The 21,149-nt window shown below is 46.9% G+C and carries 14 protein-coding genes and 2 pseudogenes; 8 read left to right on the forward strand and 8 right to left on the reverse strand.

Translation table 11 applies throughout. From position 1 onward, the window contains the following. Positions 1-306 precede the first annotated feature (306 nt). The 6 genes from cah to putR all read left to right on the forward strand — a co-directional run bounded on the left by cah (position 307) and on the right by putR (position 7,715). Positions 307-1,263, forward strand: coding sequence for a cephalosporin C deacetylase (gene cah / locus KY305_RS12025; protein ID WP_223062728.1), 957 nt, complete (start codon positions 307-309; stop codon positions 1,261-1,263). 68 nt (positions 1,264-1,331) lie between these two features. Continuing rightward, entirely contained in the window at positions 1,332-2,102 is a 771-nt protein-coding gene (locus KY305_RS12030) for a nucleotidyltransferase domain-containing protein (protein ID WP_223062729.1), read from the forward strand. Positions 2,103-2,301: 199 nt separating this feature from the next. Further along, the gene (locus tag KY305_RS12035) at positions 2,302-3,213 is read left to right on the forward strand and encodes a proline dehydrogenase family protein (protein WP_223062790.1); all 912 of its coding nucleotides are present in this window, start codon (positions 2,302-2,304) and stop codon (positions 3,211-3,213) included. A 16-nt stretch (positions 3,214-3,229) separates the two neighbouring features. Further along, complete coding sequence (pruA, locus tag KY305_RS12040) at positions 3,230-4,777, forward strand: L-glutamate gamma-semialdehyde dehydrogenase (RefSeq protein ID WP_214800618.1); 1,548 nt, start codon at positions 3,230-3,232, stop codon at positions 4,775-4,777. A 92-nt stretch (positions 4,778-4,869) separates the two neighbouring features. After that, positions 4,870-6,324: a sodium/proline symporter PutP gene (putP, locus tag KY305_RS12045; RefSeq protein ID WP_223062791.1), complete on the forward strand. Its 1,455-nt coding sequence runs from the start codon at positions 4,870-4,872 to the stop codon at positions 6,322-6,324. Between the two features lie 155 nt (positions 6,325-6,479). Then, positions 6,480-7,715: a proline utilization transcriptional regulator PutR gene (putR, locus tag KY305_RS12050; protein ID WP_223062730.1), complete on the forward strand. Its 1,236-nt coding sequence runs from the start codon at positions 6,480-6,482 to the stop codon at positions 7,713-7,715. A gap of 35 nt (positions 7,716-7,750) precedes the next feature. On the opposite strand, the gene KY305_RS12055 is transcribed toward putR, so the two are convergent. The 3 genes and pseudogenes from KY305_RS12055 to KY305_RS20355 all read right to left on the reverse strand — a co-directional run. Next, complete coding sequence (locus KY305_RS12055) at positions 7,751-8,608, reverse strand: TIGR03943 family putative permease subunit (RefSeq protein WP_223062731.1); 858 nt, start codon at positions 8,606-8,608, stop codon at positions 7,751-7,753. Between the two features lie 4 nt (positions 8,609-8,612). Next, entirely contained in the window at positions 8,613-9,494 is an 882-nt protein-coding gene (locus KY305_RS12060; protein WP_223062732.1) for a permease, read from the reverse strand. A gap of 62 nt (positions 9,495-9,556) precedes the next feature. Then, a pseudogene (locus KY305_RS20355) lies at positions 9,557-9,700 on the reverse strand (alpha/beta fold hydrolase); the annotation flags it as partial. A 162-nt stretch (positions 9,701-9,862) separates the two neighbouring features. Between KY305_RS20355 and ffoR the strand changes: the two are divergent. Further along, positions 9,863-10,873 carry a ferredoxin--NADP(+) reductase gene (gene ffoR / locus KY305_RS12065; protein ID WP_223062733.1) on the forward strand — a complete coding sequence of 337 codons (1,011 nt, stop codon included), beginning with the start codon at positions 9,863-9,865 and terminating at the stop codon, positions 10,871-10,873. Positions 10,874-10,903: 30 nt separating this feature from the next. On the opposite strand, the gene cobA is transcribed toward ffoR, so the two are convergent. From cobA to nirB, 5 genes and pseudogenes are all read right to left on the reverse strand, one after another. Beyond that, positions 10,904-12,349, reverse strand: coding sequence for a uroporphyrinogen-III C-methyltransferase (gene cobA, locus KY305_RS12070; protein WP_223062734.1), 1,446 nt, complete (start codon positions 12,347-12,349; stop codon positions 10,904-10,906). 66 nt (positions 12,350-12,415) lie between these two features. Beyond that, positions 12,416-12,736, reverse strand: a complete 321-nt coding sequence (gene nirD / locus KY305_RS12075) for a nitrite reductase small subunit NirD (protein ID WP_223062735.1) — start codon at positions 12,734-12,736, stop codon at positions 12,416-12,418. 31 nt (positions 12,737-12,767) lie between these two features. Then, on the reverse strand, positions 12,768-15,185 hold the full coding sequence (gene nasD, locus KY305_RS12080) for an NADPH-nitrite reductase (protein ID WP_223062736.1): 2,418 nt from the start codon (positions 15,183-15,185) through the stop codon (positions 12,768-12,770). 119 nt (positions 15,186-15,304) lie between these two features. Continuing rightward, positions 15,305-17,437, reverse strand: coding sequence for an assimilatory nitrate reductase catalytic subunit NasC (nasC, locus tag KY305_RS12085; RefSeq protein ID WP_223062737.1), 2,133 nt, complete (start codon positions 17,435-17,437; stop codon positions 15,305-15,307). 6 nt (positions 17,438-17,443) lie between these two features. Continuing rightward, a pseudogene (gene nirB / locus KY305_RS12090) lies at positions 17,444-19,760 on the reverse strand (nitrite reductase large subunit NirB). A 182-nt stretch (positions 19,761-19,942) separates the two neighbouring features. On the opposite strand from nirB, the gene KY305_RS12095 reads away from it, so the two are divergent. After that, positions 19,943-21,142 (forward strand): MFS transporter, encoded by a 1,200-nt coding sequence (locus tag KY305_RS12095; protein WP_223062738.1) that lies wholly within the window; start codon positions 19,943-19,945, stop codon positions 21,140-21,142. The last annotated feature ends 7 nt before the right edge of the window (positions 21,143-21,149 follow it).

A 21,149-nucleotide genomic window follows, 5' to 3' on the forward strand; every position in this document is an offset into this window, starting at 1 on the left:
CTGCTCCTTCGGTGTCCCGCCTCATATGACCCAGCTCGCGAAATCAATCGGCAAATCCACTTCTTCATAGCCGATCTGAATGTGATGTATCTCCCGCTTTAATCTGCACTGTCGCGAACGCTCCTCTTTACATTCAGCATGACGGAGCAGGGCTTTATGGACGCGGGAAGGAAGGCGATTAAACAAACGTTTGATAAAAAATGATTCCGGAAATAAATTTATAAAAATTTTTAGAAAACCGGAGCTGATCCGTGCTAATATAGAGTCAGGAAATTAAATCTTACAAAACAAAGGAGTTTACTCGGAATGCAATTATACGATATGCCGCTCGACCAACTGCAAACCTATAAACCAAATAAAACGGCTCCTGATGACTTTACGAATTTTTGGGCATCATCATTAGAAGAGCTTGCAAAGATAGAGGCGAATCCTGAATTAACGCCTGCAAACTATCCTGCTGACGGCGTCAAGGTGTACCGCCTGACATACCAAAGCTTCGGCAGCGCGGTGATCGAAGGCTGGTATGCCGTTCCCGACCGCAAAGGGCCGCATCCGGCAATCGTTAAATATCACGGCTACAATGCCAGCTATGACGGAGACATTCATGATATCGTCAATTGGGCGCTTCACGGATATGCCGCATTCGGCATGCTCGTCCGCGGCCAGCACAGCAGCGAAGACACAAGCATCTCACCGCATGGGCACGTACCCGGCTGGATGACGAAAGGGATTTTAAATAAAGACACATACTATTACCGCGGTGTTTACTTAGATGCCGTCCGCGCCCTTGAAGTCATCAGCAGCTTTGACGAAGTGGATGAAACGAGAATCGGAGTAACCGGAGGAAGCCAGGGAGGCGGACTTTCAATAGCGGCAGCGGCATTATCAGACATTCCGAAGGCGCTGGCTGCGGACTATCCTTACTTAAGCAATTTTGAGCGGGCGATTGATGTGGCTCTTGACCAGCCGTATCTTGAGATTAATTCCTTTTTCAGAAAAAACGGCAGCCCTGATACTGAGAAAGCCGCAATGAACACCCTTTCCTATTTTGACATCATCAATCTCGCAGACCGGGTGAAGGCGTCCGTTCTCATGTCCATCGGCCTGATTGACCGCGTCACGCCGCCGTCGACGGTATTTGCCGCATACAATCATTTAGAAACGGAAAAAGAGCTGAAGGTATACCGCTATTTCGGCCATGAATACATTCCTTCCTTCCAAACGGAAAAGCTCGCATTTTTCAAAGCGCATTTGAAAGGCTGACAGCCGGTTAAAGCCCAAGTTTATGCGGGCTTTTTTTTAGGAATGTACACGGAAAGGAACGGATATAGATGAAACAAAGAATCATCGAAGAACTAAAGCGTATTGAAACACATTTCGGCGTCAAAGTGCTGTACGCCGTGGAATCAGGCAGCCGCGCGTGGGGATTTCCATCAAGGGACAGCGACTACGATGTCCGTTTTCTCTATGTGCCGAAAAAAGAATGGTATTTCTCCATTGAGACGCAGAGGGATGTCATCGAAGAGCCGATCCATGATCTGCTTGACATCAGCGGCTGGGAGCTGAGAAAAGCGCTGCGGCTGTTTAAAAAATCGAACCCGCCTCTATTGGAATGGCTCTCCTCAGATATAGTCTATTATGAAGCCTATTCGGCAGCCGATCAGCTGCGAAGGCTGAAAAACAGGGCGTTTTCACCTGAAGCAAGCGTCTATCATTATCTCAATATGGCGAAACGGAATGTAAAGAATGAATTGCAGGGCAGTGAAGTGAAGATTAAAAAGTACTTTTATGTTCTCCGTCCGATTCTCGCCTGCCGATGGATTGAAAAATTCGGCTCTGTTCCGCCAATGGCGTTTTCTGTTTTGGCAGATGCGCTGCTGACAGACGAAAAGCTGATATCAGAAATCAATACGCTGCTGATACGGAAAAAAAGCGGTGATGAACTGGCGGCAGAACAAAGAAATACCGTCATTCATGCGTTTATTGACGAGGAAATTGAGCGTCTCAGCCAATACGCCAAAACGATAAAAACAGTGAAAACGGATATTACGCAGGAACTGAATCAACTGCTTATACAAACCGTTGAAGAGGCTTGGAGGTGAAAACGGGAATTGACGAATGCTGTCATTCCCGCCCGCCTTTTTTCGGCATCTTTCGCTTGCTCTCTAAGAAGCTGATTGTGGGAAAACCACAAAAATAATCAGAATCTTTGTATTTCGAGAATATTGTGAGCGGCGGCTTTGTCCATTTACAATATACTCATACAAATACTTCTTAGATTGCGGGGTGTTAAGGTTGGAAGTGATTACAAGAGATTTTTTCTTATTTTTATCCAAGAGCAACTTTCTCAATAAGATGGCGAGAAACTGGGGAAGCCGTGTGGCAGCCGGCAAAATCATCGGAGGAATGGATTTCCGCAGTTCGATCCCGACGATTCGACATTTGAACAGCAAAGGGCTGTCTGTTACTGTCGATCACTTAGGGGAATTTGTCAACAGCAGTGATGTTGCGAGAGAACGCACCGAGGAGTGCCTGCAAACCATCGCGTTAATTGCTCACGAGCAGCTGAATTCCCAAGTGTCACTGAAAATGACATCTTTAGGTCTTGATATAGATCTCGATCTCGTCTATGAAAATATGACGAAAATCCTTCAGACGGCAGAACAATATAAAGTCATGGTGACGATCGACATGGAGGATGAAACGAGATGCCAGAAAACGCTGGAAATCTTTAAAGATTTCCGGAGCCGGTATGAATACGTAAGCACCGTGGTGCAGGCCTATTTATACAGAACGGAGAAGGATCTTGATGATCTCGATCCGCTGAATCCGTTTCTGCGCCTTGTCAAAGGAGCTTATAAAGAATCGGAGAAGGTTGCCTACCCTGAAAAAAGCGATGTAGACGAAAATTATAAAAAACTCATCCGCAAACAGCTTTTAAAGGGCCACTATACAGCCATTGCAACGCATGACGACAAGATGCTTGATTTTACAAAGCAGCTGGCCAAAGAGCACGGCATTCCAAACGATCGGTTTGAGTTTCAAATGCTGTACGGCATGCGCTCGCAAACCCAGCTCAGCCTGGTCGAGGAAGGTTACAACATGAGAGTCTACCTGCCTTACGGAGATGATTGGTACGGTTACTTTATGAGACGACTCGCAGAACGCCCCTCAAACATCGCATTCGCCTTTAAAGGCATGACAAAGAAGTAAAAAGGGAGAGATGACAATGACTACACCTTACAAACACGAACCATTCACTAATTTCCAAGATCAATCCAACGTTGAAGAATTCAAGAAAGCGCTTGCAACAGTAAGTGAATATTTAGGAAAAGATTATCCGCTTGTGATCAACGGAGAAAAAGTCGAGACGGAAGCAAAAATCGTATCCATTAACCCTGCAAACAAAGAAGAAGTCGTCGGCAGAGTGTCCAAAGCGTCTCAAGAGCATGCGGAGCAGGCGATCGAAGCTGCGGCAAAAGCGTTTGAGGAATGGAGATATACTTCTCCTGAAGAAAGAGCGGCCGTTCTATTCCGCGCTGCCGCAAAAGTCCGCCGCAGAAAACACGAATTCTCCGCCCTTCTTGTGAAAGAGGCCGGAAAGCCTTGGAATGAAGCTGATGCTGATACGGCGGAAGCCATCGACTTTATGGAATACTACGCCCGCCAAATGGTTGAACTGGCAAAAGGCAAGCCGGTCAACAGCCGCGAAGGCGAGAAAAACCAATACGTTTACACACCGACCGGCGTAACGGTTGTCATTCCGCCGTGGAACTTCCTATTTGCGATTATGGCGGGAACGACAGTGGCACCGATCGTAACAGGGAATACGGTCGTTCTCAAGCCTGCGAGTGCGACGCCTGTCATCGCCGCAAAATTCGTAGAAGTGCTCGAAGAATCCGGCCTTCCGAAAGGCGTCGTGAACTTTGTGCCGGGAAGCGGAGCCGAAGTGGGCGACTATCTCGTCGACCATCCGAAAACAAGCCTCATCACGTTTACGGGATCACGTGAAGTCGGAACAAGAATCTTCGAACGCGCGGCGAAAGTACAGCCTGGACAGCAGCATTTAAAGCGCGTTATCGCTGAAATGGGCGGTAAAGACACTGTTGTCGTTGACGAGGATGCGGATATTGAATTGGCTGCACAATCAATCTTCACATCAGCATTCGGATTTGCGGGCCAAAAATGTTCTGCGGGTTCACGTGCAGTTGTCCATGAAAAAGTGTATGATCAAGTCTTAGAGCGCGTGATCGAAATCACGGAATCAAAGGTAACAGCAAGCCCTGACAGCGCTGATGTGTATATGGGACCTGTTATTGATCAAGGCTCTTATGATAAAATTATGAGCTATATTGAAATCGGTAAAGAGGAAGGCCGTTTAGTGAGCGGCGGAACCGGCGATGATTCAAAAGGCTACTTTATCAAGCCGACAATCTTCGCTGACCTTGATCCGAAAGCGAGATTAATGCAGGAAGAAATCTTCGGGCCTGTCGTCGCTTTCTCAAAGGTCTCTGATTTTGACGAGGCATTAGAGGTAGCCAACAATACCGAATACGGTCTGACAGGAGCGGTGATCACAAACAACCGCAAGCATATTGAACGTGCCAAACAGGAGTTCCATGTGGGCAACCTGTATTTCAACCGCAACTGTACGGGAGCGATTGTCGGTTACCATCCGTTTGGCGGCTTCAAAATGTCCGGCACGGACTCAAAAGCAGGCGGACCGGATTACTTGGCCCTTCATATGCAGGCGAAAACAATCAGCGAAATGTTTTAAAGCGGGACTGAATGGGCATCCTCCTCGCGGGGGTGCCCATTTTATCCATAAATACCAAAAACGGAGGAGGAAATGCCATAGCAAACATTCAGTTGATTATATCCATTTGTATTTATATGGCGGGCATGCTGTTTATCGGTTATTACGCCTATAAACGGACGTCGAATCTGACGGATTACATGCTCGGAGGACGTTCTTTAGGACCTGCCGTCACAGCGCTCAGCGCGGGAGCGGCGGATATGAGCGGATGGCTCTTAATGGGGCTGCCGGGAGCTATGTTCTCCACCGGTTTAAGCGGTGCCTGGATTGCAATCGGGCTTGTGCTCGGCGCTTGGGCGAATTGGCTGTACGTGGCTCCAAGGTTAAGGACGTATACCGAAAAAGCGGGAAATTCCATTACTATTCCGGGATTCCTGGAGAATCGTTTCGGGGATCATACGAAGCTTCTCAGACTGTTTTCGGGTCTTGTGATTCTCGTCTTTTTCACATTTTATGTGTCATCCGGCATGGTATCCGGAGGCGTCTTATTTAACAGCATTTTAGGGTTGCAATACCATACGGGTTTATGGGTGGTAACGGGCGTGGTTGTCGCGTACACCTTGTTTGGAGGCTTTCTGGCTGTAAGCTGGACGGACTTTGTCCAAGGCATTATTATGTTTGCGGCTCTTATTCTCGTACCGATTGTGACAATTTTTCACACGGGCGGTCCGGCAGAAACCGTGACCGATATCCGTTCCGTCAATCCGGAGCTGTTCAATATATTCAAAGGAACAAGCGTATTAGGCATTATTTCTTTATTTGCGTGGGGGCTCGGCTATTTTGGGCAGCCGCATATTATTGTGCGATTTATGGCGATCACGTCTGTTAAAGAAATCAAACGTGCCAGACGAATCGGAATGGGATGGATGATTCTGTCTGCAATCGGCGCGCTGTTTACGGGTCTTGCGGGACTCGCGTATTATCACCAGCGCGGCATGAAGCTGGATGACCCGGAAACAATTTTTATTCAGCTTGGCAATATTTTGTTCCACCCAATCATTACGGGATTTCTCATTTCCGCGATTTTAGCGGCTATTATGAGTACGATTTCGTCTCAGCTGCTCGTCACATCCAGCTCTTTAGTAGAGGATTTGTATAAATCGATGTTCAGACGTTCAGCATCTGATAAGGAACTGGTATTTTTGGGGCGTATGGCAGTGCTTGCGGTGTCAATCATCGCTTTAGTGCTCGCTTGGGAGAAAAACAATACGATACTCGGGCTTGTCAGCTATGCTTGGGCAGGTTTCGGCGCTTCATTCGGGCCGGTTATACTGCTCAGTTTATTTTGGAAACGGATGACTAAATGGGGGGCACTCGCCGGCATGATTGTGGGAGCGATTACCGTAATCATTTGGGCGAATGCCGGTCTTTCGGACTTTCTGTATGAAATCATTCCGGGCTTTGCTGCAAGTCTCGCCGCTGTATTTGTCGTCAGCTTATTGACACAGGCTCCGTCAAAAGATGTCACAGATCAGTTTCATGAGTACCGTGATACACTTTCACAATAACAGTAAGTAACGAGAGGAAGAAGGGACAGCCCCTTTTTCCTCTTTTCACAATGGAGGCGGCCTGATTTTTTTGTTTTGGTAATACATGAATTTTTTTCTATACAAAAAGTCGCCGCGCAGAGTATGATTAAAGAAAAAGCATAGGAGAAATAAGTATGGAAGAGCTTTTAGAGAGAGTTTTTTCATTTACGGACATTGATAAATTAATTGATTTCATCAGTTATGAATTGCAGAAGCCGGTAATTCTGGAAAGTGCGGATTTCTTTTTGCTTGCCTATAATTCTTATTATATTAATCATTTTGACTCCGCTAACCAGCAAACTATTTTTTCGAAAAAATGTCCGGTGCAGATTTTTGAGAGGTTTCTGAAGGACGGAATTATTGAAAAACTGAAAACAGAGCCTGAGCCTTTTCGCGTCAACAAAATTGAAAGCATTGGGTTAAACCAGAGGGTGGTCGTGAGTGCAAAGCACAAAGGGGAAGTCATGGGCTACATCTGGATTCAGGAGCTTGACCGCAATCTGACGGATGAAGAGCTCGACTTTTTGTACGAGACCTCCTTCCATGTCGGGAAAATCATTTATAAAACGAACAAACTGAAACAGGAAAAGGAAGAAAAAGCAGAGGACCTGGTAAAACGGGCAATCTTTCAGCAATTCTCCTCTGAAAAGGAACTCAGACGGGAAGCTGAAATGATCAATACCGTGCTGCCTTCGGTTTTTTCAATTGTCGTCCTGCATGCCGCCAATGGGGATGGGGAAGCAGTCGAAGATTTAAAGGAAAATATCAGATCGTACTTGAATTTGCGTGATAAAGTCAGCCACGTATTAACGATCGAATCAAATATTGTCATTGTCGTTGCAAGCTTTTCACAAAAAAGCTCCGACGCCTCGGCAGCATCTGAATTCATCCATAAGCTGTTAACTCACTTTCACTTTCAGAAGATTCCCACCCCCATCTATATCGGAATCGGCAACGAGTACAACAGCATCCTGAAGCTCGGTAAAAGCTATATAGAAGCGCTTGAAGTGATAAAAGCCGCTGAGATTACCGGAAACCAGGAAAATATCCCGTACGAATACAGCAAACTCGGTATTTATCGCTATCTTGAAAGCATCGAAGAAAAAAACGCCTCCCTTGAATATGTAAACCATGATTTGGCTTTATTAAAAGCAAAGGACAGAGAAAGCAGTACTGAACTGCTGAAAACATTGGAAATCTATCTCCTCAATAACTGCAAAACAAAACCAGCCGCAGAACAGCTTTTTATTCATCAAAATACACTGAACTACCGTATCAAACAGATTCTTGACATGACATCGATTAATTTAAGCGACTTCAGAACAAGGTGCCAGCTGTACCTTGATATCATGCTTATGAAAAAGCAATAAAAAGAAACCAGTACTCGTACTGGTTTCGTCTTCAATTAAAATCCTCTGTACACATACGGATCATCAGGTTTTTTAATAGTGTTCCAGTCGGTTACTTTCACAACAGGGAGAGTTGATTTGAATGGCTGGTAATATTCTGAGGCCAAAGTGCCCTTAATATGAATCCATTCATCATCCTTGATGTTCATGTTCTTCGGAAACTCCACAAGCATCCCGTACACGCCGGAATCAGCGATACAGTGAATGATGCCAAACCTCAACACGAAGAGCTGGTTTTTGTTAATGGCGTTTCCTTTGTAAGCAAATCCATGAAATTCAATCGTCCGTCCGAGAAATTCACCCGGATAGTTATAAATCGTTTCCATTCCTTTTAGGAAATCGTCATCGGTCAGTGAAATCTCTTTCTTGCCGGAATACTTATTAAACAGCTGTTTCATCTGTTTGTCATAGCTGTCTTGGGCGTAATAAAGGCTCGCATCAGGCCGCAAATACTGGGTTTGGGAGTAATGATCTCCGCTCTCCATCGCCTTAAACGAGAACCCTTTTGTTTTGACAATGGATGAGTCAAGCGTCGCAATCGGGAAGAAGATGCCTGACACCAAAGGGAAAAGAAAAACAACATAAAACAAATAACGCTGATAAAATGGCTTGTTTTGTTCATGGTCATGCTCGTGATCATGGCCGCACCCGCAATCATGGTCATGGTGATCCCCGTCTTTTTCAGGCGACTTGATAAATAGATATGCTTGGACGGCGGTCAGAATGGCCAGCAGGAAGATCGCAATAAAGGAAAGATAGGCATATTTCATATTGATATATTTTGTCAGATTTCCTGAGGCATGCAGATGATAAAAGAAAAACGTAAATCCCATCAGCACCAATAGACGAAACATCCGATCACCCCTTTACCAGTAGTGATCCCGCTAAGACAATCACGACAATGTATGTAATCAGCAGGAAAACAAATCGTTTTTTGAAGGCCGCAAGCATCATCAATAGATTCTTAATATCTACCATCGCACCGAAGACGAGAAAGGCGATTAACGATCCTAATGAAAATGTGCTGCTGAAGGAAGACGCGATAAATGCATCAACTTCTGAACAAAGCGACAAGACAAACGCAAGACCCATCATCACAAGGGAAGAGGATACATCATTCTGCCCGATCGCAAGCAGAGTGGATGTTTTGACATACGTCTGCATCGCAGCCGCGATAAAGGCGCCGATGATTAAATATTTCCCCACGGAGAAAAATTCATCAATGGCGTGGCGCAAGGTCCCTCCCAGCTTTTGAAGCAGGGTGTGACGATGGTGGTGATGCCCCGGTTCATCAGGCTGTAAAAGCTGGTTATCCTTAAACTGATAGGATAATATAATCCCAATGATCACCGAAACGGCCAGCGCCAGTCCGCCCCGGTACAAGACGACGCTCCATCGATTCCCGAACGCAATATAAGTAGAAAATAAAACGATAGGATTAATAATGGGCGCAGTCAGCATGAAAGCAACGCCCGCATGCAGGGGAACCCCTTTTAACAGAAGCCGCCTTGTAATCGGGATAATGCCGCATTCGCAGGCGGGAAATAAAATGCCGGCCAGCGCACCGAACAAAACGGCGAGAAAGCGGTTTTTCGGCATGATCCCCGCTATCATTTCTTCAGAAACAAACATTTGAATGATTCCGGAAAGAATGACGCCAATCAGAATAAACGGAATGGCTTCTATTAAAATGCTGATAAAAATAGAATTCAGCTGAAGAAAAGATGATTGTGCTGTCACAATAAAACCTCCGCTTATGTTGAACTGCCTCTTATAATACCAGAAAAAAGGCACTGCTTGTTTCCAATCTCTTTTGACGTTCGTCCGTAACCGGACCTTGAAGGCGTGTTGAATGCCCGCTCATGCATGACAAGACAAGGACGCCCTTGCCTGTAACATTCTAGTATATGTCGTTCGAGAGTGACCGTTTCGACTCGTCTATTCATCTGTTTCTCCCATTTGTTTTTCTGCCTATTATAGGGTTTTCAACAATTGACCACAAGGGGAAGAAATGAATAAACACAGGCTTCTCAAATATGATATACTTTGTATTGATATTCATTCTCAATTAAAGTTTTTGATATAGATGGGAACGGGAGGCAGGACGGATGGCTGAGAATCAAGAGGTATATGACGTCACGATTATAGGCGGAGGGCCGATCGGGCTGTTTACGGCTTTTTACTGCGGGATGCGGGAGCTGAAAACAAAAGTGATCGAGTTTTTGCCGCGGCTCGGAGGGAAGGTATCTCTATTCTTTCCTGAGAAAATCATTCGCGATATCGGCGGAATACCGGGGATTGCGGGAAAACAGCTGATCGAGCAGCTGAAGGAGCAGGCGGTGACGTTTGATCCTGACATCGTGCTGAATCAGCGCGTGACCGGATTTGAACGCTTGAATGACGGCACTATTGTACTGACAGGTTCTGAAGGGGAAAAGCACTATACAAGAACTGTGATTTTGGCTTGCGGCATGGGCACGCTTGAGGTCAATGAGTTTGACAGCGAGGATGCAGCCCGGTACGCGGGCAAAAATCTTCATTATGGAGTGGAGAAGCTTGATGCGTTTAAAGGGAAGCGTGTGGTGATTTCAGGCGGCGGAGATACTGCTGTCGATTGGGCTAATGAGCTGGAACCGATTGCGGCGTCTGTGACTGTCGTTCATCGCCGCGAGGAATTCGGCGGAATGGAAAGCAGCGTGACGAAAATGAAGCAGTCATCGGTGCGGGTTCTCACGCCTTATCATCTGGAGCATCTGAGCGGAGATGAGGAGCGCATCCAAAGCGTGACCGTTTGCCATACTGCGTCTGGCCAGAGGGAAGAAATAGACGTTGATGAGCTGATCATTAATCACGGGTTCAAAATTGATCTCGGCCCGATGAAGGAGTGGGGCCTTGAGATTGAAGAAGGCAGGGTGAAAGCTGACAGACATATGCGGACGAATCTTCCGGGTGTGTTTGTGGCGGGCGACGCGGCTTTTTATGAAAGCAAGCTGAGATTGATCGCCGGCGGCTTTACGGAAGGCCCGACAGCGGTCAACAGTGCGAAGGCTTATTTGGACCCTAAGGCTGAGAATATGGCGATGTATTCAACCCATCACAAAAAATTGGTGCATAAATAAAACAGCCCTTAAGGAAAGGGCTGCTTGCAATCAGCTGTGAAGGAGCTTTTTTTCCGCCTGTTGATTCTGAATGAAAGCAAACAATTCATCCTGTTTTTGGACAGCTGTGAATCCATAAACGCCGGCAGTTGAGTCATCGCCTATGCAGACGATTGGAGGGCGGCTTTCTGTCGGTTCCGGCGAAATGCCAATTTGTTCGCCTGCGCTGATCAATTGCTGAACGGACGGTTTGCTCGGGCAAATGATCATGTGCAGCGGAGATTCACTGATGGTTCGCTGAATCATGCGGGTAAACCGGTCATCTATGACGTTTTCATGGGTGATATAAAACGAGCAGTACTTTTGCGTCTGCAAGGTTTCTGCTGAATGACGGCTCCCGACAACAAGACGTTTTTCTGAATCGGACTGAATGGCGGAGACGAGAAAGCCTCGTTTTTTAAGCTCCGTCTCTGCATGTTCAGATGCCGCACTCAGTCGGGCTGTCAGCTGGCGGATGTCGATTTTCTTAAAAGCTAGATCTTGGAAAAATTCACAAACCGCACGTCGCGATGTGAAAAAAATGTCTTCAAAGGTGCCGATCTTTTGAAGGATCTCTTCATTGACAGGCATGTTTTCAGTCCGCCATTTCGGCCATTCGATGACATCGGCACCGGAATCGCGCAGCTTGTCAGCCAGCGTATCTTCATCTTCGCCATGAGTGACAACCATCATGTGGCGGCCGATGAGCGGTTTGCTTTCAAACCAGCTCTGTGTTTGAAAGTTGACGATATCTCCAATGACGATAATCGCAGGGTTTGTGATTTGCTGTTTCTGCACTTTGTGATGGATATCCTGAAGTGTTCCTTTCACGCTCCGCTGCCGGCCCCACGTTCCCCACTGAATCACGATGACGGGGATGGAAGGGGATTTTCCGTACGCGATAAGCTGCTGGCAAATAAATGACAGGTTTTTAATGCCCATGTAAAATACAAGCGTTTGAACGCTTCGGGCAAGCCCTTCCCAGTCAAGATTCGGCTTGCCTTTTAATGATTTATCATGGGCGGTAATCATGGCGAAGGACGAAGCGAAATCCCTGTGCGTGACGGGCATTCCCGCGTATAGCGGCGCTGCGATTCCTGAGGTGATGCCAGGCACCATTTCATAGCGGATGCCGTGCTGCTGAAGAGCGTCTGCTTCTTCGCCGACTCTGCCAAACACACTTGGATCCCCGCCCTTCAATCGGACAACGGTTAATCCTTCCGCCGCTTTTTCAATCAGCAGGGCATTAATCTCTGCTTGTTTCATAAAATGGCGGTCCGGCAGCTTTCCGCAATAAATGAACCGGCAGTCGGGTGATGCGTATTCGAGAAGCTTTGGGTTTGCGAGCCGGTCATACAAAATGACATCCGCTTTCTCCAGAGCCTGTTTTCCTTTTACGGTGATCAGCCCTGGATCTCCAGGCCCGGCACCGACAAAATATACGATTCCGTTTTTCATGACCGCGTCATCCTTCCGTCACTTTGAAAAATGAAGGACCACTTGAAAAAGTGATCCGGTTTTTGATCAATATATGAGATAAACATGTTCTCCTTCGATCAGCGTTTCGTATGTTTTGACACAGCCATGATCCGGTTCTTGAACGTTTCCGTCTTCTAAGGAGATTTTCCAGTCGTGCATCGGGCAGAAGACGTATTCTCCGCTGACGATACCTTCTGCCAGGACGCCCCCTTTATGGGGACAGCGGTTTTCGATAGCGCGGATGCTTCCATTAGAAAGCTTAAAAACCGCAAGCTCTTTATCTTCAATATATACTGTTTTTCCTAATTTTTCAGGTAATTCATTTATGTTACCTACGCATACCTTTGTGACGTCTTTATTGACCATGTCCATTCCCTCCTAATGTTTGTTCCTGTCCTTATGAAGTGGTCACGACATTTTCAAATAAATCTTTTGAGGCTTGTTTATTTTTGAGGAAGTAGTTCCATGGATCTTTGTGGACAGACAATGTTTCATTTATTCTGTTGTTCAGTTCCTGCCGCTTTTCCGGGTCGTTTAATACGGATTGGACATGGGATAAACCGACGCGTTCCAGCCATGCGGACGTGCGTTCTAAGTAGTTTGCGGTTTCCCGGTAGTATTGAAGGTAAGCGCCTGCGTATTCTAAGACTTCTTCATTAGTTTTCACCTTCATCAGCAAATCACCGGCACGCAGATGAGTTCCGCCATTTCCGCCGACATAAAGCTCCCAGCCTCCGTCGATGCCGACAACGCCAAGGTCTTTAATGCCGGACTCTGCACAATTTCGCGGGCAGGCAGACACGGCCATTTTCACTTTATGAGGCGTATTGAGTCCTTCGAATTTTTTCTCAAGAGCAATGCCTAAAGCCATAGAGTCTTGCGTGCCGAAGCGGCAGAATTGTTCGCCTACACAGGTTTTTACCGTGCGCAGTGTTTTTCCGTACGCGTAGCCTGACGGCATATCAAGCTCGGCCCATACCTTTGGAAGATCTTCTTTTTTTACGCCGATCAAGTCAATTCTCTGGCCTCCTGTCATTTTAACGAGCGGGATCTCATATTTATCGACGACATCGGCGATCTTACGGAGATCTTGAGAGTTGGTCACACCGCCGTACATCCGCGGTACGACAGAGTAGGTTCCGTCTTTTTGGATATTGGCGTGCATTCGTTCATTAACAAACCGGGATGTTCTGTCATCCTCGTATTTGGCCGGATTGATCATGCCTAAGTAGTAGTTAAGAGCCGGCCGGCATTTGGAACATCCTTCTGGCGTCTTCCAGCCGAGCACGTTCATCACTTCTCTTGTATGTGACAGCCCTTTGGCTTTGATTTCTTCTACAACTTCGTCTCTCGTCAATGAAGTGCAGCCGCAAATCGCTTCTTTTTGCGCTGACGCATCAAAGTCTGATCCGAGTGTATGCTGGAGGATTTCTTCTACGAGCGGCTTACAGCCTCCGCATGAACGGGATGCACCGGTGCATGCTTTGATTTCGTCCGTTGACGAGCAGCCCTTTTCCTGTATGGCTTGAATTATGTCGCCTTTTGACACGCCGTTGCAGCCGCAGATGATTTCATCATCGCTCATCGCTGCGGTCATGCTTGTGCCTGCTTCTTGGCTGAGAGGCTGTAAGATTGATATTTTGGAGGTTTCTGAGATATCAGCTTCTTTTTGAATCATGGAAAACAGGCGATTGCCCTCACTGCTGTCACCGAATAAAACAGCACCGACAATTTGATTGCCTCTCAGGACGATTTTTTTATAGATGCCGTCCTGCTCATCGAATACTTTAATCGCTTTTTTGTCCGCTGATTCATCAAAGTCACCGGCGGAGAAGACCTCGACGCCTGATACCTTTAACTGAGTGGAGAGTACGGAGCCTTCATACGGTTTTGTGTTGATGCCGCAAATGTGCTTTGCCAGCACTTTTGCCTGTTCATAGAGCGGCGCCACGAGTCCGTATGCGATCCCGCGGTGCTCAGCGCATTCGCCGACCGCGTAAATGTGCGGGATTTCAGTTTGCATATAGTCGTTGACAATGATTCCGCGGTTGACTGGAATGCCGCTTTCTGTGCCAAGCTGTGTATTTGGGCGGATGCCGACGGCCATGACGACTAAATCAGCTTCGATGCTTGTTCCGTCTTTGAATCGGACGCCTTCGACACGGCCATCGCCTACAATCTCTTCGGTCTGCTTTTCAAGTAAAAAGGTCATTCCTTGTTTTTCTAATTCGTTTTGCAGCAGGCGCCCTGCCGTTGCATCCAGCTGGCGTTCCATCAGGAATGGAGCGAGGTGGATGACGGACACGTCCATGCCGAGATTCAGCAATCCCCGGGCGGCTTCCAAACCGAGCAGTCCTCCGCCGATGACGGCTGCTTTTTTATATTGTTTTGACGCGGCGAGCATCGTGTCTGTATCTTTTATGTCCCGGAAAGCCGTAACGCCTTTTTTGTCTGCGCCCGGAATCGGAAGGATAAAAGGGACGGAGCCGGTAGCCATAATCAATTCATCATAAGGCTGGATTCTGTCTTTATCCGTGATAACGGTTTTGTTTACTGTATCTACTTTGACCGCTGTTTCGTTTGTATACAATTGAATATTGTTTTCTTCGTACCAGTTCCAATCATTTAAGGTAATGTCTTTAATATTTGTGTCGCCTTGCAGCACTTTTGACAGAAGGATTCGGTTATAGTTGGGATGAGGTTCTGAACCAAATATCGTGATCTGGAATTCGTCTTTTGAAACATGCAGTATTTCTTCAATTGCCCTTACTCCGGCCATACCATTCCCAACAAGGACTAGCTGTTTTTTCCCCATCAGATGATCCGCTCCTTATCAATGTTTTTTTTAGCGTAGCACAGCAAAAAAAGATATTTAAGATGCATGTTATAAAATGTAACAAAAAATACAAAAAATTTTAAAAAATTTATGAAAAGTTAAACAGGACTGATTCGGACGGCGCACACCTTAAAACCGGGCATTTTACAGGCCGGATCTAACGCTTCACCAATTAAATCATTGACGTTTTGAGCGTCAGCCCAGTGGATGGGAACAAACACTGTATCTCTTCTTATTTGCTCCGACCATTTGCTCCGAACCGTGATGCTTCCGCGGGGGGATTCTACTTTCACGAGAACACGGTCATCAATATTATAGGCAGCGGCTGTTTTTGGATGGATTTCTACAAACGATTCAAAATGTCTTGCGGCCAGGGCCGCGCTTTTTCTCGTTTGGACACCCGTTAAGTAATGAGACATAACCCTGCCCGTCGTTAAATACAGCGGATATTCAGCGCTCGGCTTCTCTTTTGGGACAGCCGGTTCGTTTGGAATCACGCTTAATTTAGCTTTTTGATCCAAATGGGCAAAAGATGCCTCAAACAGGCGATCGGTTCCGGGACGCTTTAGTTCCGGACACGGCCAGTAAATGCCGCCTTCTCGTCTGAGCCTGTCATAAGTGATCCCGGAATAATCGGCGATTCCGCCGCGGCTGGCTTCTCTCAGTTCGTTAAAGATTTCCTCCGCTGACGTATAGGAAAAATATTGTCCTTTTCCAAGAGCCGAGGCAATTTCACAAATGATCTGCCAATCATGTTTTGCTTCTCCGGGACAGGTCCGGCTCGCTTCTCTTAATGTTACGCGGCCTTCAACGTTTGTCATGGTGCCTTCGTCTTCTAAATAAGAGGAGGCGGGTAAAATCACATCTGCGAATTTCGCAGTCTCCGAAATAAATAAGTCGATTGCGACAAAGAATGTCAGTTTTCTTAAAGCCTTTTTTACGAAATTCGCATTTGGGCTGGAGACCGCAGGATTGGAGCACATGAGAAACAGTCCTTTGATATCGCCGTCATTGATTTTTTCCACCATTTCATAGGCTGAGACGCCTTTTCGCGGCAGTTCATCCTGATGAATTCCCCACACTTTCGCAATATGCGCCCGGTGTTCTTCGTTTTCGATAGAACGGTAGCCCGGAAGCTGATCGGCTTTTTGGCCATGCTCTCTGGCACCTTGTCCGTTGCCTTGTCCGGTGATCGCCCCATATCCCGAGAAAGGCTTGCCGATTTTCCCCGTGATCAGAACCATATTTAAGAAACCTTTCACTGCATCTGTTCCGTCGGTTTGCTGTTCAATGCCCCGGGCTGTAAACAGCATGCCGGACGTTTCCTTGGCAAACTTCACGGCGGCCTTTCGCAAGTGCTCCAGAGGAATACTTGTCTGCTCGGCGATCTCTTCCAGATTCAAAGCGTCGGTATGCTGTTTGAGCTTTTCAAATCCGTTTGTGCGGGTGCGAATGAAGTCTTTATCTATAAGCTGTTCGTCTATGCAAATTTTGACTAAACCGTTTGCAAGGGCGGCGTCTGTGCCGGGCCTGATTTTAAGATGGAGGTCGGCTATTTTCGTTGTCGCTGTTTCCCGGGGGTCAATGGCAATGATGTAAGCCCCGTTTTCTTTCGCTTTATCAAAATACGGCATAATTGTCGGCTGGCATTCCGCGATATTGGTGCCGGCCAGGATGATGACACGGGTATGGGGAATGTCCGATAACGGGTTCGTCAAACCTCTGTCTGCGCCGAATGTTTGGTTGGCGGCGGTTGCTGCAGCGGACATACAGAGCCGTCCGTTGTAATCGATGTATTTTGTCTGTAAGCCGACTCGTGCAAACTTTCCTAACAGATATGCCTCTTCATTCGTAACTGAGGCGCTTCCGTAGACAGCCATCGCGTCTCTGCCGTGTTTGTTTTGGATCAGAATGACTTGTTTCTTAATATGGTTCAGCGCTTCAGTCCAGGAAACTGGCACAAATTCGCCGTTTTTTTTGAGCAGCGGCCGTGTAATACGGGAGGAGTGCAGGGCATGCTGATGGGCGTTCATGCCTTTCACGCATAAACGGCCTTGTGTCGTAGGATTGTCGATGCCGATTACAGTATACTTTTTCCGTGTGACGTTGGTTTGTTCCGCAAGCTGCATTTTGCATTGCATGCTGCAAAACGGACATTGGGTGTCGTATGTTTTTTCCGATTGGACGTCTTGCTGTCTTTTGCGGAAATAACTAAGCAGTCGTTCAGTCAAAAAGCCTCATCCTTTCTTATATATGTTTAAAGTATAGGCAGGTTTTGAATCAGGGAAAGGTCTGATTGGAGATTTTCCAGAAGCTGCGTCCGCATATCCTCTTCAAATAGCACCTCTCTGATATGAATGATGCCGAGGCGGTCAATCCACTGATGAATCTCTTCGGCATAATGAGCCGTTTCACGATAATATTGAATAAGGCCTTTTATCATAGCGCCAGTACTGTCTTCGTTATCCGTAACACAAAAAAGACTGCCGGCACGGGCGTGACGTCCACGGACGCCGCCGATGTAAATGTCCCAGCAAGTTTGTGTCTGAATGGCGCCGATATCCTGAAGAAAAGCATCAGTGCAGTCTTTTTTACAGGACAAGCTGATGGATACGTGATCGGGCATCGCAAGCATGTCAGAATGTCTTTCAATATGGCTTGCCAGCTCTTGAAAGGAGAGATTTTGCCCGCACGTACATGCTTTGACACTTTGTATTGTGCGGCGGTGCTGATGGGAAAAAGACGGCATGTGCAGTTCTTTTTTGATGTTCGCAAGGTCATTTGGTTGGATTCCGGAAAGCTTCAGTCTGTGGTTGTGAGTAATTGAAACATCAGGGATGCCGTATGTCTCGATGATGTCTGCGATGTTTCTGAGCTCCTGTGCATTTGTCAGTCCGCCGTAAATTTGGGGAATAAGGGTGTATGTATCTTCTGCCGATGGTTCACGGGATTGAATAAAGCCGGGCTGCAGCATTTCCAGATAATATTGAAGCGCCGGAATACAAACTTGGCAGCCATTTTTTGTTTTCCAGCCAGTTACTTTCATCACCTCGGCCGAATCAGTGAATGGACGGCGCCGCAGTTCGGCGATGACTTCATTTTCCGTCAAATCAGTGCAGCCGCAAAATGAAGGCTGGCGGGAGGTTTTTGTATATTCGCTGCCGGCGATGTACTTTAGAAGGTCTTCGACGAGCGGCTTGCATCCTCCGCAAGAGCCGGACGCTTTTGTGCAGTGCTTCACTTCCTCCGCAGTTTTTAAGTCTTTTGTGTGCACCGCTTCTTCAATGAACCCCTTTGTCACTGAGTTGCATTGGCAAATGGTTTCATTGGAAGGCATAGATTCAAATGAAATACCGGTTTGATCCGGTTCAATGAGCTGCTTTTTCACAATGGAAATGTCTTTTTGTTTGAAAAGGCTGTCGAGAAGCCGCTGTTTATCACGCGTGTCTCCGAATAAAATAACGCCGGCCAGTTTATCATCCTCAAAGAGCGCTTTTTTGTAAATGCCGGCATGTTCATCATGGAACTTAATGCTTGTTGTATGTTCTTCTTCGTGCACCTTTCCTGCCGACCACACATCAATACCCGCTATTTTTAAGGCCGCAGATGGTGCAGAGCCTTGAAATCCTTCACATGGAACGCCGCATATGTGTTGTGCGAGGACTTTTCCTTGTTCATAAAGAGGCGTCACCAATCCGTAAACGATTTCGTTATGCTCGGCGCTTCCCCGACGGCATACACATTCGGTTTGTTCGTCTGCATGAATTGATTTACGACGATTCCGAGGTTCGCGGAGAGTCCGGCAGATGCAGCCAAATGGATATTGGGCCTCACACCGGCCGCCATCACAATCAAGTCTGCTTTTATTGAAGATCCGTCTTCGAAACGGATACCGTCTGCCCGTGAGCTTCCCGTAATGGATGCTGTTTCTGTCTCTAAAAGAAAGGCTAAGCCTTTTCGTTCCAGCTCCGTTTGCAGCAGACGAGACGCTGTTTGATCGAGCTGTTTCTGCATAATAGCGGAGGAGTGGTGAACGACGCTGACGTCCATTCCGAGATGCCGTAAGCCGACAGCCGCCTCTAGACCTAATAAACCGGCACCGATGACCGCTGCCTTTTGATAACGTTCGGCCACGCTGATAAGAGCTCGGCAGTCTTCTATTGTCCGAAAGCCGTATACACCTTCTTTGTCTGCCCCGGGTATGGGGAGAATATGAGGGGAGGAGCCTGTTGCCACGATCAATTTATCGTAAGACATGCTGCGTTTTTGATCTGTGATGACATGCTGCTGATCTGTATCGATGTGAACGACCGTTTCTCCTGTGTAAAGCATAATTCCATGATTAGCGTACCATTCGCTGCAGTTCAGCGTAATGTCATCGAGCGAAACCTCACCCTGTAAAACGGAGGATAAGAGAATGCGATTGTAATTGGGGTGCGGTTCGCTGCCGAAAATGACAATCTCAAACATGTCACGATTAAGCTTTAAAATGTTTTCAATACAGCGAATTCCGGCCATTCCGTTTCCTGCTACAATTAATCTTGGTTTCTTCATTTACAAACCTCCTTTGCTGCAGCTTATAAGTTTTTCTTCTTCTATCAAAAATTATGGCACAATGCATTGCTAACGCATTAAACGTGTCACATTAGCTTACACATCTCTTTTCCGACAAAAATCAGTCATATATTCTTGGTTCAGAAGATTGAAAATTGTAGAAGCCGGGAAAGGGGAATGTTATGAAGCTGTCGGAACTGAAAACAAGCGGCCACCCGTTCACTTTGTTCTGCTCCTTTTTATACTTTGATGTGAGTTTTATGATTTGGGTTATGCTTGGGGCGCTCGGTGTTTATATTTCTCAGGATTTCGGCCTGTCTCCCTTTGAAAAAGGATTTGTCGTGGCTGTGCCGATTTTATCGGGATCTGTGTTTCGAATCATTTTAGGCGTGTTAACGGACAGGATCGGTCCGAAAAAAACAGCTGTAATCGGGATGCTGGTAACGACGATCCCGCTGCTTTGGGGAACATTCGGCGGCCGTTCGCTGACTGAGCTTTATGCGATCGGCATTCTGCTTGGCGTGGCGGGCGCGAGTTTTGCCGTTGCGCTTCCGATGGCAAGCCGATGGTACCCGCCTCATTTGCAGGGGCTTGCGATGGGGATAGCGGGCGCCGGTAACAGCGGCACCTTGTTTGCGACATTGTTTGGCCCCCGTCTTGCAGAGCAATTCGGGTGGCACAGTGTGATGGGAATCGCACTTCTTCCTCTGATCATCGTCTTTATTTTGTTTGCTGCCATGGCTAAGGATTCTCCTGCACAGCCCGCGCCGCAGCCGCTTAAAAACTATCTTCGTGTGTTTAGACAAAAGGAGACTTGGTATTTCTGTCTTTTGTACAGCGTCACATTCGGAGGATTTGTAGGGTTATCCAGTTTTTTAGCGATTTTTTTCGTCGATCAATACCAGCTGTCAAAAATTCACGCAGGTGATTTCGTTACAGTATGCGTAGCAGCGGGGAGTTTTTTTCGCCCTGCAGGGGGCTGGATTTCGGATCGAGTTGGAGGTGCTAAAGTTCTCGCTGTACTATTTGTCATCGTGGCCCTATGTATGGCGGGGGTCAGCAGCCTGCCGCCGCTTTCAATGGTCATCATTCTTTTGTTTTTCGGAATGATGGGGCTCGGAATGGGCAACGGAGCGGTGTTTCAGCTTGTCCCGCAGCGCTTCAGAAAAGAAATTGGAATGGTGACGGGAATCGTCGGGTCTGCCGGAGGAATAGGAGGTTTTTTCCTGCCGAATATTTTAGGATCATTGAAACAGATGACAGGTACGTATGCTATCGGTTTTATCTCTTTTTCCTGTATCGCATTGCTTGCGTTTGCGCTTGTCCTGACCGCAGGCTATTACTGGAGAGATAGCGCTGAAAGCAGCCCTGCGGATGTTTAGTTTTGAA

Origin of the sequence: Bacillus sp. YC2 (assembly GCF_019891195.1) — a bacterium.
Classification (GTDB): Bacteria; Bacillota; Bacilli; order Bacillales; family Bacillaceae; genus Bacillus.

What these genes read in the sequence shown, in the direction of transcription:
- cah (WP_223062728.1), top strand. Translation starts at nt 307, where the DNA reads ATGCAATTATACGATATGCCGCTCGACCAACTGCAAACCTATAAACCA.
- KY305_RS12030 (WP_223062729.1), top strand. Translation starts at nt 1,332, where the DNA reads ATGAAACAAAGAATCATCGAAGAACTAAAGCGTATTGAAACACATTTC.
- pruA (WP_214800618.1), top strand. Translation starts at nt 3,230, where the DNA reads ATGACTACACCTTACAAACACGAACCATTCACTAATTTCCAAGATCAA.
- putR (WP_223062730.1), top strand. Translation starts at nt 6,480, where the DNA reads ATGGAAGAGCTTTTAGAGAGAGTTTTTTCATTTACGGACATTGATAAA.
- KY305_RS12055 (WP_223062731.1), bottom strand. Translation starts at nt 8,608, where the DNA reads ATGTTTCGTCTATTGGTGCTGATGGGATTTACGTTTTTCTTTTATCAT.
- ffoR (WP_223062733.1), top strand. Translation starts at nt 9,863, where the DNA reads ATGGCTGAGAATCAAGAGGTATATGACGTCACGATTATAGGCGGAGGG.
- cobA (WP_223062734.1), bottom strand. Translation starts at nt 12,349, where the DNA reads ATGAAAAACGGAATCGTATATTTTGTCGGTGCCGGGCCTGGAGATCCA.
- nirD (WP_223062735.1), bottom strand. Translation starts at nt 12,736, where the DNA reads ATGGTCAATAAAGACGTCACAAAGGTATGCGTAGGTAACATAAATGAA.
- nasD (WP_223062736.1), bottom strand. Translation starts at nt 15,185, where the DNA reads ATGGGGAAAAAACAGCTAGTCCTTGTTGGGAATGGTATGGCCGGAGTA.
- KY305_RS12095 (WP_223062738.1), top strand. Translation starts at nt 19,943, where the DNA reads ATGAAGCTGTCGGAACTGAAAACAAGCGGCCACCCGTTCACTTTGTTC.